Raw genomic sequence first — 13,186 nt, forward strand, 5'->3', positions numbered from 1 at the left:
GAAATGATGAATTTTTCCTGCCATTTTGCTCCAAAAGTCGCATAAGGACTGTAGGAGGTATGAAAATGAGCAAATCCCACAGCAGCTCGATGCGGTTCACCGCTCGAAACGACTACGCATTCAAAAAGCTCTTTGGTACCGAGGAAAACAAAGATATCATGATTGAGTTCCTCTCTTTGGTTACCCTTTTGAGCAAAGATGATTTTGACGATGTTCGCATCGAAAACAGCGAACAGATTCCCCGATTCTACAACGATAAAACCGGGCGGCTCGACATTAAAATCCGCTTACACGACGGCCGTAAAATCGATGTAGAGATGTCGTTTTCCGATAGACATCCGTGTCTATCGGAAAACACGAGTTTTGCCATTCGGCAAAACATCGCTGCTGCGTGGAATCACCGCCATCCTTGGCGGAACAGATGTGGGAAAAAGTCTCTACCGATAAAGGTCAAAAAGTGATAAACTAGCTGTGATTTATCATAACCAGCGCTTTTGAAAAGAGGCAGAGCAGATACGAGGCATGAACAAAAATTACCCGCAGGCGTGCTTTTGCACGTCGAGGACTAATTTTTGTGAAATAACGAAGTAGATGCCTGCATGTTTTCAAAAGATAGGAGGAGAGAGCCATGTTAGCACAAGGGAATCCGGTAATGGCGAAGGCAAACAAAGTGATGGATATTTTTTATCTGGATGAGCAAGAGCGGAAGCGGTATGAGGCAGCGTGGGAATATGAAAGCGACCGGCTCTCGATGATAAACGAGTCTGAACGGAAAGGCCTTGAACGCGGTAGAGCTGAAGGTGAAGCAAGAGGTAAAGCCGAAGGCTCCCGCCAAGCCAAACTTGAAACGGCAAAGAACTTATTGCAATTCGGCTTATCCGTACAAAAAATAGCACAGGCAACCGGGCTTACCAAAGAAGATGTTGAAGCATTGTAATCTACCTTTACCTAGTATTGTACATGGCAGCGCGATATTGTAGAGCGGTAATTAAATGTGCTACAATCCGCGGCAACAATTTTTTATAGGAGATGTTATGAAAAAATTGCTCTGTGTTGTATGTGTATCGGCTGCAATGCTGATACCGGTTTTTGCATCTGCGGGTGCGAAAGAGTATGAATATACCGAACAAGATATATTTATCACCGCAGGAGATCATGAAATTCCTGCTACGCTGACCCTTCCTAAAGGAAAAGCCGACGAAAAGTTTCCCGCAGTGGTGATGCTGCATGGAAACGGTTCAAACCGCCATGAGGCAGGTATGGCCTACGATTACACTGCGCCTGAAATGGCACGTGCCGGTATTGCAACCATTCGGTTCGATTACATCGGAAACGGCGACAGCAAGGGTGATTATATCGACTTTACCTATGATAAAGGCATCGCAGATGCTCTGAGCTGCTATCGATACCTTTGTGCATTGAAGAATATCGATGCAAAAAGAATCGGGATTATGGGATGGAGTCAAGGCGGAAGGCTCGCTCTTTTAGCAGCTGCACGGAATGATGTCTTCAAAAGTGTGCTTACATGGGCAGGTGCCTACGATCAGAAAAGCGGGGAACAAGAACAATACGAAATAGCAAAGAAAAACGGTTATTATGAAGTAACCTATTCATGGCGGCCGCCGCTTAAACAAAGCCCCGCTTATTATGAAAATGCAATGGCAATCAATTATCCGGCGGAACTTGCTGCGATTAAAGCCCCGATTTTAGCCATCGCAGGCTCCAAAGATGATGTAGTGCTGCCTTCCGTAGCACAGACGATAGCAGCCGGCGCCAAGAACAAAAAAAGCCGCGCCCTTATTCTGGAAGGCGCTGATCATACGTTCCTTGTTTTTTCCGGCGACTTAACTATGCTGCATACCCTTACCGGCGAAACGATTGCATGGTTTAAAAAGACTTTATAAACGCATAAAAGCAAAAGGTCGCACAGAATAGGGCAGTCGCATCAGGTAGATTAGATAAGAATCGCAGAATAATTAGGCTGTGAGACCATTTGAACCATCTTCAACGGTTGTACAGCCTCAATTATTCTGCGGGGATATGAAAAACGAGCCTGATGCGGCTGCCCTGTTTGTTAAATGACGGTGTTGTCAGGGATAATTGCGTTTTTGGTGATAACGTAAATGCGGTCAACAACGTGATAATAGCCGTAGTCGCCGTCGGGCGGAATTTCCCCCATACCGATGGATACGTTATGCCCGATTCGTGCATTTTTGTCGATAATCGCTTTTTTAATATGGCAATTTTTCCCGATACCGACACAAGGAATATCGGCTTTTTCATCTCCTGCCTTACTGCTTTCGGATTCGTAGTAGTCCGCTCCCATACAGACAACTCCTTCCAATACGCTGCCGGATTCGATAATGGTTCTAATACCGATTACGGATCGGGTAATTGTCGCATAGGTAATAACACAACCTTCACTACAGGTAACACGATCCAACTGCGCTCCATTAATTTTTGAAGCCGGCAGATTTCGGTAGTGGGTATAAATCGGCGCTTCCGCATCATAAAAGTTAAACTGCGGCGTAATTTCCGTTAAATCGAGGTTTGCTTCGTAGAAGCTGCGAATGGTACCGATGTCTTCCCAATAGCCGTTATGCACAAATGCCGAAACCTTATGATCTTTAATCGAAGCGGGGATAATTTCTTTTCCGAAGTCCGTCATGCTGTTGTTTAAGCAGTCTTCCATCGCCTTTGCATTAAAGATGTAAATACCCATCGAAGCGAGATATTCTTTATCGGGGCTTGCGACCGGAATACCCGACTGTGCAGGAATCTTCCATTCGTCAATATTTTTGTCAGGGCCGGGTTTTTCCATAAAAGCGGTGATATTCGATTGTTTATCGATCTGCATAATACCGAATCCGGAAGCGTCGCGACGGTTGACCGCCGTGCAGGCGATGGTAATGTCTGCTCCGGAAGCTTCGTGCTGCGCTAAGAAATCTTGTAAATTCATACGATATAATTGATCGCCTGAAAGGATGATATAGTATTTCGGATCTTGCGTTTTAAAGTGCGTAAAATTTTTTCTTACTGCGTCCGCGGTACCTTCGTACCAGCCTGAATGTTCAAACGTTTGCTCTGCAGCAAGAATTTCGACAAAACCGTTTGAAAAACTGTCAAAGCGGTATGCCCGCGCAATGTGCAGATGCAGCGATGCGGAGTTAAATTGAGTCAATACATAAATTTGTCTAAGACCGGAATTGATACAGTTGGAGATAGGTATGTCGACGATACGGTGTTTCCCTCCGAACGGTACGGCCGGCTTTGAACGGGATTGAGTAAGTGGGTATAAACGGGTTCCTTTTCCGCCTCCCAAGATAATCGATAATACTTTCGGCATATATCCTCCTTTTATGATATTTGCAGAGGCGTATTCCGCAAAAACCGAGAGAAGTATCTATGAACACACTGAGATATAAGCGTTGTTCTATTACTATAAGTATAAACGAGGTTTTAATTTTTTGCCATAAAAATAAATAAGAATTATTCTTGATCTTTGAGATAGCCATTTTACACCATTTTATATCTTGCTTGACAAAGGTCAGAATTGTCAGTATATATTAGGCAATATTTAGTAATATATGCGGTAATCCACCGCTCCCCTAAAAGTCATTTGTAAAAGTAATCGTATAAAAAAAGTTTATCATTAATAACATTAAAGTTCTGAGCTATTGCTGCCGATACGAGAAGCGGAATAGCAGAAAGTTGTGCCGGTTATGCGTTACCGTTCAGACGGGAAAGCAAGACGGTGAGGTTCTGCCGTAGAGAAGCGCAGAATAAATTATAGTGCGTTTTTACCACCGGAGTATGTGTGGTAAAAACGTTTGCGAAATGGAGCGGAGAAAAAAGCTTATGAAAAAGATGAATCGCGCAGTATCTGTTGTACTGATTATATTAACTGCTATTGTAGGTTTTACCTGTAAACCGGGCTTAGGCAGCCAAATCGACATCCTTCCGCCGAGCGGGGAGATTACCTATCCCAATGCAGGTGAAACGCCGATACGGGGTTCATTTATTTTGAGAGGAACGGCAAAGGACGATGACGGTATCCAATCGATTGCAGTTGTTTTTGAAAACATAGAAACGAAAGACAGAACGCGTTCTTTTCCGGCGATTCTTACCAAGCCGGGCGCCGACGATACAGACTGGACTGCAAACATCGCCAATGAATCCGTGGGAACGGTGCCGGGGCATGAGCTTGTAAAAGAGTATCCTATCCCCGACGGCGAATATACGGCAATTGTCAGCGTTACCGACAAGGGCGGAAAAATTTCTACATTTACAAAGAACTATAAGATAGACAACACACCTCCGGTGTTTATCGTACAGCGGCCGTCGACAATTATCATAAACGATGATAGTACTGCACAGGCCGACCCTTACGGTTCGGTTTTTACAGTCATAGGACAAGCGGAAGATCGAAGCAAAATAGAGGATCTTACTTTAAAAGTTGACGGGACGAATATAAGCGTATCGAAAAAATTTGTCGGAAAAAATATAAACGAAGAAATAGCTACTGCTACAAAAAACGCTTCCGATTTTACCGATCCTTTATATAAATATAACGCCGACCACGCAAGCCCCAAAATTAAAGCCCATATATCTTTAACAGATAATGCGCGTTTTTTTAAAGGCGATGGAAACGAAGGCGAGGGAAATACTTCAGAATGGTATTATTTGCGGGATAGAGATATCAAATCGGTTTTAGAAAAGGGGTATACCGCCGATGTTATAAACGATTATTTCGCAGGTAAAAAAGGCTCGGCTTCTTCGCCGGATAAAACACAGCAGCTTCTGGCAAAATTATATGATGACAATGATACTGAGGGACAGTCTGTAAAGCAGATATTGAAAGATGCCCGCATCATGACCAATGGTAGCTCTGGCGTTCAAAAATTTTCCCTTTTTACGCTCGATCCGAATAAATCACCCGGCTTTAAAGTAACGAATGGAACCAACTTTCCTCAATCCTATCCCGCGACGACTCCCGATGCAGATTTGCCTCGTCCCGGTGTAGAGTTTTTCAGCGGTTCGGTGCGGCCTAAAGTTTCTCTCAAGCTCATTCCGAATAAAAACGGCACCTCATTGGTTAATACTTTCACTTACAATGGATACAGAGCGAGCGGTATTGTCATCAATATGTATAAATGCAACGATGATGTTTCGTATGTTACTTCCGGCGATAAAAAAATATTGAATTTGGTGCAGTCCGCTACCCCTGCTTATTCTTTAAAATTTGCGGATTTATCGACACAAGACGAGCACGATAATGTTGTTACCGGTGCAAATGAATTGACCGTAGAATGGAAGCTGCCGAACCCTGCTACTTTTTCTGCCGGATGTTATGTAATAGAAGTAGAAGGAAAAGATACCCAAAATAATGATTTTGTTGCTTATGACAGAAATAATTCACCTGGAGGTTCTTTCGTTATCAAGTTTGAAGCGGCAGGCGACCACCTCATGATACTTCCCGTTGCTCCTTCCGGGTTTGTAAAAGAAGCTTTTAATGTCATTGCAAATGTTTCTTCCGGACAGCCGGTTACTAAGGTGTGTTATAAATTGGATGGAGCGGCGGGAGAAAGCGATACAGAACTTCCGCACTCCTCTGGAACCGAATGGAAAACCGCTGCGCCTGTTTCAGGAACGCTATTTGATTCATTATCTGAGGGAGAACACAAAGTTCATTTTTGGGCTAAGAATAACGCAGGTCAGACAGCTACAGCTAATATAGCGTTTATTAAAGATACAACAGCTCCCATAGCGGATTTAAAATATCCTCCGGCCAATGCCGAGCAGGCGGGAACCCAAAGGATTATGGGATACGTTACCGATGCCCATGCCGGAGTAAACAAAGACGGTACGAAGTACATCATAGGAAAACAGGTTTCCGTACCGACCCCCGCTACCACCGGTTGGCGCGTCATGGATAAAACCACCCCTGTTTCATGGGAGTTTACGTATAACTTGGATGATTTTTCATCAAATCCCGCCTCTCACGGTTATCCGGTTACGGGGAAGCCGGATGTGTACGATATTCCCGTCTATATTTTGACCGAGGATAACATAGGGAACAAAGCTGTAAAACCATTTACAGTCCGCTATGATTCAGCAGGGGACAAGCCGGTTGTCACAATACTTTCACCGCAGCAAAATCAAACTTTGGGCGGTACCGTCCAAATATTCGGTACGGCAGCTGCCCGACTGGGTACTCCTGCAGATATCGGTAACGTATATATTCAGTTTTCAAAAAACGGCAACTTTAACGATACCGCAAACGGGAATATGACTTTCGGAACATCCGGCGGCGGTTATGATGCCGATTGGCATAAAGGCGGCGACGGCCAGCTTGTACCGGGTACTGAAGGTCCTAACGGAGGATCAAATTGGCAAATTTCAATAAACGGAAACGAAGCATTTAACAATCCAAGCGGGCAAAACTGGAATGTTTATTTCAGAGTCCGTGCCAAAAATAAAACTACTAATAAATACGGTCCGTGGTCAGAGCCTGTAAAAATATTCATAGATAAAGCTTATCCTACGATCGGCAGCCCGGATCCCTTAAAGCTGGTAAATAAATCGGATGGTTTGAACCCGATAAATTACACACCAGGTATGTGGATCACTGACGGGAAAAAACTTATCGGTTCTCTATATGACGACTCGGGAATAAAAACCGTCAAGATTTCATCTCCGGAATTGTTGGGCAACCAAAAATATAATTTGCAGCAGGCGTTATCGCAGGGCTGGATTGCCGAAGATACCGCCCATGCGCCTGCTTCTCCCGGAGCAAAAAATTATGCGCTTCAAATCCCTCTTGATTTAAGTCCGCTCAGCGAAGCGGCAAAACGTAAAGGCGAAATAACGATAAAAATCGAAATAGTTGATGTGGGGCAAAACTTGTTGAGAGAAGAAACCGTAAAGCTGAACTTCGATATTACGCCTCCTGCAGGTGATTTGGGAGACTTTATCTACAGATACAGCGGAAACGTCAGGGTATCTTCCATAGCGGATTCCAATCTTGCACAAAAAGTAAAAGAGTATGCGCCCGGTCCGACTCCCGATTATAGTAAACTGCGTCTTTTAATCAACGATAAGATCCGCACAGTAACAGGCGTTAGTGGAAATACCGTGTCTTTTACCCCCAATCTTGATAGAGCGGGCATGTACAATTGTCTTTTGTATAAAGCGCCGTATATTATACGGAACGACGGTGGAAACTGGATTGTGCGCGGTGTTGCAAACGACGACGGCTCGGGCATAAAAAAGATTGAAGCGACGGTTACCGTTGACGGGGTGTCCGAATCAAGCGGTGAAATTACAGGAAATAAAATAACCAAACATCTCGGCGGGCAAGTCAGCTGGGAAGGAGAAATCAATTTAAGCACCCTAAAGGACGGTAAAGGAAAACTGAGCTGCAAGATTTATGATGATCAGGATAACGTATATACAGTTCCCGATATCGATGTTGTTGTAAAAAACAAGCCGATTGTTGTTTCTAAAGTTACGCTCATGACCGACATAGCAGGCAGCCCTGAGAGCTTCGAAAACAACGCTATAAATAAGGCTCTTAAAAATCCAAAGCAAGACAGCAATCTTGACTTTACCGCAGATTTTGAGAGTACCGAATTTGCTTTTAAGAATAAGAATAATTCAAAGATAAAGGTTGACTTTACCGGCGGATACGGTACGGTAAAATATCAGCTTAAAAAAGAAAACGGTACTCTATTGGGAGGGCTTACCGATATTACAAGCGGCGGTGAAATCGACTTAAAGGATCATTTTGGCACGGCTGCAGACAAAATCAACAATTCAAACGGTACGCCGACAAAAATTATCCTTGAGTTATGGGACGAAACGGCGGGCTATACACAAGGCACGGATTCCGCTTTTGCAAAAGTCAATATTACTACGCTTTTTGAAGCTATCGATACTAAACCGCCGACGGTGGTCATTCTCCCGTTCCATTGGAACAGCGAAAACGATAACTCACTATACGAAAACAAACGCGCCAACGGACATGTGGAAATCGCAAAGATTAACAGTTTAGGTAACGATCACTCTTCCGTTTCGGGTAAAGTTACCCTACGTGGTTTTGCGTATGACAATGTTAAAATCGATTCAATTACGGCTGAGGTATCCGGTAAAACACTGACGGCTACGCTTTCCGGCAGCGGCTCTACTTGGACGGCGGGAACAATAACTTCGGCAGATGGTATCGTATTAACCGTGGAAAAACTCGGTGCCGACTATCTTGGCTATTATGTCGCATGGAAGCTTGATTGGGACACTGAAAAAGCGGGCGTAGGGCTTGCGAAAGACATTAAAGTAACGGCTAACGATGGAACAACGACATTTTCCGATACCGGAGTGACTACAGCAAAAACAACAGGCGTTACCCGGAGCGAAAAAAGATCTGCAGAAAACGCTGTTTTCGCAAATAAGAAGCCGGGACAGTTCGTTGTGTTTACAAAAGGCGAAACGCAGTACCTTACACGTATAAGAAGCGTAACAGGCAATAAGGTAATGCTTGAAGATGACGTCCCCACTGAGGCAAATACGGTTTCTATGTACGCTTATACTGCAAACGAGCCGAAAACAACGGTAAACGTTGTGCCGTATATAACGGAGATAGTAACAGGATTAACAAGTGCAGACAGCGGATTTAAAGGTGCTTTCTCACGTGCATCGACCGGCGAATATCCGGTACGGCAAAAGGAAAAGATTAAGATAACCGGCTTTAATCTGAGCGGGGCTAGCTATAAGCTTAACGGAGTGGCACTAACAGGAACTACAGATTATGAAATTAAGCCTGCGCACTCTACCGGCGAGCTTGTTGCGACGGTCAGTTCCGTAGAATCTATCAACAACAAGGTTAATGTTTCCAAGCCGTATAACATTGAAGCAAACAATATGAATAATGATGTGCTTACGGCAAATCGTAAGCTCTTTGTGTGGGAAACGAAAGAATTGATCAACAATGCCGCATTGGAAAGTCCGCAGTTTGTGATGGATAAAGATTCAAAATACTATTTGACGTATGGTAATTTAAAAAGTTTTGGTAGTAATGGCGATGCTATGAGATTGTCAACTAAGATTAATGGAATAGAAAATAATGACTGGGAAAAGTGTTACAGTAAATACCATAACACTGTCATTGCTTATGACGAAAGCGGAAAACCCTATCTCGGTGCAACAAATACGGATAGAGCTAGCGACAGCACGGCTTTTACGCTCTTTTTCCAAGAAGCGCAAGTAGGAGCATACGCTTATTCTACTAATGGGCAAAAACGTCGTCTTGAAAATTCTAATAATGCAATTAGAGGAGTATATGATGTAAACCGTGTACAAATTCCAAAAATGGCGGTTAGAGGCCGTGGTACATCCTCTAATCCTGCAAGGTTGGCGCTCGTGTATTTTGATAAAAATGTTGCAAATGATGCTCCCGTGAAATTCCGTTACGGTACGGTAAAATCGTCAACCAATGTTACAGGAGGATTGAGCTATAATATTGAACCGGATGGCAGTGGTGCACAGCCGAATAATTCGGGTTCGGCAAAAGGTTATGAAGTCGTTGCAAACAAAAGCTCAACCTATAAGGGAGGCGGATATGCAGCTGTAGGACTTACTTCCAACAATAGGGCTATTGTTGTATGGTACGATGCGTCGCATTCACAATTGATATATAGCTATCGCGATATGGGTACTGGCAGTTATACAGAGCCGACGGATTCTGATAGGTTTACAAGTCAATGGCAGAATCATGCAGTTGTTATCGACAGCGGAGCTCCGCTTTATGTAGACCTCGTTGTCGATGATCAAGATGGTGTTCACATCGGGTACTATTCAGGCAGCAATAACGGCGTTCGTTATGCATACCTTGCACCCGCAAAGGTGAAAGGGTCAAGTAAGCCGAACACCGGCGATTTTAAAATTGCAACGGTTGATACGTATATGAACCCGGGCTCTTACCTTAAAATAGGCGTGCGCAAAGAAAACAACAAGCAAGTGCCATATGTAAGTTACTATCATAACGGCTTTTTTGGATCAGCAAATGCAGCTCGTATTGCCTGGCTTAAAGACGGTATTGCTTCTGCCGCCGATGTTAAAAACGGCGTTGAGAATGGTAAGTTTACCGGTAATTGGGTGGTTATGACCGTGCCGGCAAGTAACGGTATTCAGCAGTATACAATTTGTCAGGGTGTACCTACTGGCGGTATTTATCAGGATAAGGTTATCGCCGCATACTTTACAAATGCGAATTATGAGATGGCGGTGCTGACTAAGAATTGACATTCTTGTCAATTCTTAGACACGAGATTTGTGCACAAGCACAAATCTCGCTACTGCATGGAACCTCCGCCGTCCGTGGCAAGTTCAAAAATTGACCTCCTTGTCAATTTTTGAACGCGAATTTTGGCAAAGCCAAAATATCGCTACTGCTGAGAACCACCGCCATCCGCGGCGGGGATGATTGAAAGCCCGGTAGGCAGCACTTGCCGGCTGTTTTATATGAAAGGTGCAGGGTTCCGAGTCGTTCGGATAAAAGGGTTGGCAAAAGTGAAAAAGTAAGGGATAATACAGGGGGGGTATGATAACGGACGGTGTGTTGTACTGCGAGGAGGAAAAGATGATAGTAAGCGGTAATAATGAGTTACGGGAAGTTTTAGGAATCTCTGCTGATGAAGAAAGAGATATTATAAACTTTCTGCAAGGTGCAGTGTATTGTTGGTGTAAAAATAGAAAAAATGAATGGTTCTCTCTACGTGATTTAATGGGAGGTGATAATTATTACTGGAACGATACACCTATGATTAAATTATGGGAAAAGCATAGTAATTTAAAAAAAGCTGATCCTGTTGATGAAGCCGGAAAAGATGGTGGATGGTTATTAAAAAAAGTAGTGCAGAAAGATAAAAGAAAATTTGAAACAAAAGAAGAAGATAGGATTAGAAAGTATCGGTGGATACAATAAAAAAGCCTCAATACCGATTCAACCTGATGTTAACTTATGGCTTGCTTAGAGAAGATAAGTCTAATCTACCGATTATCTATTTATCCGATTGGTTGTTTTTGATAGAAGCAAAGAGTGTGGCAGGTTGGATGAGAAAATTGGTATGAAATATTGGATGTAACTGCCACAGGGTGGAAAATTAAAACGAAGAAAAGAAATATTGACTTTGTATTTACTATACGCCGATGATTCAGGAGTAACTTCAGACCCAGATGTAAAATACAGTGTTTTGGCAGGTTTTGCAACTTTTGAAAATCAAACATATTGGATTCAGAAAGCTGTAGATGATATTATGCTAAAATATATAGGCAGGGCAGATTTAGAATTACATGTAAGTCCTATAAGAAGCGGAAGAGGTATATGGAGAAGTTTTCCAAAAGAAAATAGGGGATTGGAACGCAGCTCCCATCGCTAACCCTACAGTCTTGTTTCCGTATCCCACAGGATAATTGCTTTTACCACAGACTCTTCCGCAGCAATCATACTGTCTTTTGCTTTTCCAGTTAAAAGCTGCATAACGGCTGTTTTTTCTTCCGGGCTATAATCAATTCCTTGTATATAATCTTCAATAGTATGAGTTGTACTGCGGACTTGCTTATCAAACACAACTTCGGGGCAGTAGCCCATAAGCCAGAGTATATTCCACACACCGTAGACATAGTTTTTATCGTTATGCGGTAACCTAAATAATTTCCGCCCAAGGAGCTGCTCTATCTCTTCTTGAACGGAATCTTTTTCATACACAGTCCGCTCCAGCATGCAGTATTTTTTTGAAATCATATTCATCCGCTGTATATGTTCGATGGAGGCGATAGCAGGCGTCATACAGGCGAATACAAAATCGAATTCATTTTCTGTGTTAAAGGTTTCCATCCAGTTTCCATGAATCAGCTTTGCTTGCGGGATATGCTGCAATTTTTCTTGCGCATACGCAAGCATCTTTGAAGAAATATCGATACCGGTAAGGTGCGGAGTATATGCCGCAAATTCAAGTAAATGCCTTCCTGTTCCGCACCCGATATCCAGAATGCGAGTATCCGCTTTGAGCAGTTGTCGGTCTTTTATGAGCCGGAATACAAAACCATTGGCAAACTGTTTTGGTTTTTTTTCGGTGCGTTCATAAAAGTCTTGACTTTTATTATCCCACATCTGTTCGGCACGGGCTTCGTTTTGGTCTTTGTGAATATACTGTTCAAAATCATACATCGTTAGTTCCATAATTATAAATTACACCTTCCTTTCATTAAATTTTTGTAAAAACACCTCAAAATTATGTTTGCGGATTTCTATATCTTCCTTCCATTCATGTAAATCATCTTTTCCGCTTTGCGTAATCGCATATTTTTTCCGGGCAGCTCCTTCCGGCGGCAATTCCCATTCCATCGTTACCAAGCCTTCTTTTTCCAAACTGCTCAGACAGCGGTACACTGTTGACATATCGATTGTAAAGCCGGGAAAATCTTGCAGTAGGATTGAGTGTATATCCCGCGGATTAAGCGGCTGTTTTGCAAGAATAACTAAGATAAATGCCGTCAAATGTTTAAACTTCGATTTTTCATTGATATTCATTCCTCTGCGTTCCCCTTATAGCGGTTTTACCATCAAACTCAGCAATATACCTCCTCATGATAATCCGCATTATCATTTTTTATAGTGATATCTGAACGAAATAAATACCAGTTGCTTTTCATCCGCCTGATACACTATTCGATGTTCCTGATTGATTCTTCTCGACCAGTATCCCGATAAAGCATGTTTGAGCGGTTCAGGTTTTCCTTTTCCTGTAAACGGCGTTCGTTCTATTTCTTTTATCAGATCGTTTATTTTTTCCAAAATTTTTTTATCGGTATTAAACCAATAGATATAGTCATTCCATGCTTCATCTGTAAAAAGCTTATTCATTTTCTAAAAGCTCATGGCTGTGCAAATTGCCGTTTCTATGCTGTTCAATCGACTTTTTTAGGTGTTCGGCGTTTGCTTCGTTGCGCAGCAGATAATCGGTTTCAACCAGACTGTTGTATTCATGTACCGATAATAGTACAAGATTTTCAGAATTTTTCCGTGCAATCATTAACGGTTCATAATCATAATACACTTTGTCCATATATGTTTTTAAGTTTCGCCGTAAATCGGAATACGTAATAACATCCATAAGTAATGTCTCCTTTA

The 13,186-nt window shown here is 42.7% G+C and carries 11 protein-coding genes; 6 read left to right on the forward strand and 5 right to left on the reverse strand.

Translation table 11 applies throughout. The features are described from left to right. The first annotated feature begins 65 nt into the window (after positions 1 to 65). The 3 genes from GWP43_RS03615 (at position 66) to GWP43_RS03625 (ending at position 1,904) form a co-directional block, all read left to right on the forward strand. Complete coding sequence (locus GWP43_RS03615; protein ID WP_230978009.1) at positions 66 to 461, forward strand: Rpn family recombination-promoting nuclease/putative transposase; 396 nt, start codon at positions 66 to 68, stop codon at positions 459 to 461. Positions 462 to 628: 167 nt separating this feature from the next. Next, positions 629 to 937 carry a hypothetical protein gene (locus tag GWP43_RS03620; protein ID WP_203232441.1) on the forward strand — a complete coding sequence of 103 codons (309 nt, stop codon included), beginning with the start codon at positions 629 to 631 and terminating at the stop codon, positions 935 to 937. 97 nt (positions 938 to 1,034) lie between these two features. Continuing rightward, a complete protein-coding gene (locus GWP43_RS03625; protein ID WP_162662778.1) occupies positions 1,035 to 1,904 on the forward strand; it encodes an alpha/beta hydrolase family protein in 870 nt (289 codons plus the stop codon). A gap of 170 nt (positions 1,905 to 2,074) precedes the next feature. Here the strand turns inward: GWP43_RS03625 and GWP43_RS03630 are convergent, their stop codons facing one another. Next, positions 2,075 to 3,346, reverse strand: a complete 1,272-nt coding sequence (locus GWP43_RS03630) for a glucose-1-phosphate adenylyltransferase (protein WP_162662780.1) — start codon at positions 3,344 to 3,346, stop codon at positions 2,075 to 2,077. A gap of 512 nt (positions 3,347 to 3,858) precedes the next feature. On the opposite strand from GWP43_RS03630, the gene GWP43_RS03635 reads away from it, so the two are divergent. The 3 genes from GWP43_RS03635 (at position 3,859) to GWP43_RS03645 (ending at position 11,432) form a co-directional block, all read left to right on the forward strand. Further along, positions 3,859 to 10,296: a hypothetical protein gene (locus tag GWP43_RS03635; protein ID WP_162662782.1), complete on the forward strand. Its 6,438-nt coding sequence runs from the start codon at positions 3,859 to 3,861 to the stop codon at positions 10,294 to 10,296. Positions 10,297 to 10,633: 337 nt separating this feature from the next. Next, positions 10,634 to 10,978: a hypothetical protein gene (locus tag GWP43_RS03640; protein ID WP_162662784.1), complete on the forward strand. Its 345-nt coding sequence runs from the start codon at positions 10,634 to 10,636 to the stop codon at positions 10,976 to 10,978. A gap of 199 nt (positions 10,979 to 11,177) precedes the next feature. Further along, positions 11,178 to 11,432: a DUF3800 domain-containing protein gene (locus tag GWP43_RS03645; RefSeq protein ID WP_162662786.1), complete on the forward strand. Its 255-nt coding sequence runs from the start codon at positions 11,178 to 11,180 to the stop codon at positions 11,430 to 11,432. Between the two features lie 2 nt (positions 11,433 to 11,434). Here GWP43_RS03645 and GWP43_RS03650 read toward each other — a convergent pair whose 3' ends face one another. The 4 genes from GWP43_RS03650 to GWP43_RS03665 form a co-directional block, all read right to left on the reverse strand. Further along, positions 11,435 to 12,235 (reverse strand): class I SAM-dependent methyltransferase, encoded by an 801-nt coding sequence (locus GWP43_RS03650; RefSeq protein ID WP_162662788.1) that lies wholly within the window; start codon positions 12,233 to 12,235, stop codon positions 11,435 to 11,437. Between the two features lie 9 nt (positions 12,236 to 12,244). Further along, positions 12,245 to 12,586 (reverse strand): PadR family transcriptional regulator, encoded by a 342-nt coding sequence (locus GWP43_RS03655; RefSeq protein WP_162662790.1) that lies wholly within the window; start codon positions 12,584 to 12,586, stop codon positions 12,245 to 12,247. Positions 12,587 to 12,658: 72 nt separating this feature from the next. After that, positions 12,659 to 12,919 carry a Txe/YoeB family addiction module toxin gene (locus GWP43_RS03660; RefSeq protein ID WP_162662792.1) on the reverse strand — a complete coding sequence of 87 codons (261 nt, stop codon included), beginning with the start codon at positions 12,917 to 12,919 and terminating at the stop codon, positions 12,659 to 12,661. Beyond that, on the reverse strand, positions 12,912 to 13,169 hold the full coding sequence (locus GWP43_RS03665; protein ID WP_162662793.1) for a type II toxin-antitoxin system Phd/YefM family antitoxin: 258 nt from the start codon (positions 13,167 to 13,169) through the stop codon (positions 12,912 to 12,914). The genes GWP43_RS03660 and GWP43_RS03665 overlap by 8 nt, the downstream gene beginning before the upstream one ends. Between the last annotated feature and the right edge of the window lie 17 nt (positions 13,170 to 13,186).

The organism is Treponema vincentii (genome assembly GCF_010365865.1).
Taxonomy (GTDB): domain Bacteria; phylum Spirochaetota; class Spirochaetia; order Treponematales; family Treponemataceae; genus Treponema.

Bases quoted from the DNA above. Each gene is read 5' to 3' on its own strand.
- GWP43_RS03630 (WP_162662780.1), bottom strand. From the start codon at position 3,346: ATGCCGAAAGTATTATCGATTATCTTGGGAGGCGGAAAAGGAACCCGT.
- GWP43_RS03640 (WP_162662784.1), top strand. From the start codon at position 10,634: ATGATAGTAAGCGGTAATAATGAGTTACGGGAAGTTTTAGGAATCTCT.
- GWP43_RS03665 (WP_162662793.1), bottom strand. From the start codon at position 13,169: ATGGATGTTATTACGTATTCCGATTTACGGCGAAACTTAAAAACATAT.
- GWP43_RS03615 (WP_230978009.1), top strand. From the start codon at position 66: ATGAGCAAATCCCACAGCAGCTCGATGCGGTTCACCGCTCGAAACGAC.
- GWP43_RS03650 (WP_162662788.1), bottom strand. From the start codon at position 12,235: ATGGAACTAACGATGTATGATTTTGAACAGTATATTCACAAAGACCAA.
- GWP43_RS03655 (WP_162662790.1), bottom strand. From the start codon at position 12,586: ATGAATATCAATGAAAAATCGAAGTTTAAACATTTGACGGCATTTATC.
- GWP43_RS03660 (WP_162662792.1), bottom strand. From the start codon at position 12,919: ATGAATAAGCTTTTTACAGATGAAGCATGGAATGACTATATCTATTGG.
- GWP43_RS03620 (WP_203232441.1), top strand. From the start codon at position 629: ATGTTAGCACAAGGGAATCCGGTAATGGCGAAGGCAAACAAAGTGATG.
- GWP43_RS03635 (WP_162662782.1), top strand. From the start codon at position 3,859: ATGAAAAAGATGAATCGCGCAGTATCTGTTGTACTGATTATATTAACT.
- GWP43_RS03625 (WP_162662778.1), top strand. From the start codon at position 1,035: ATGAAAAAATTGCTCTGTGTTGTATGTGTATCGGCTGCAATGCTGATA.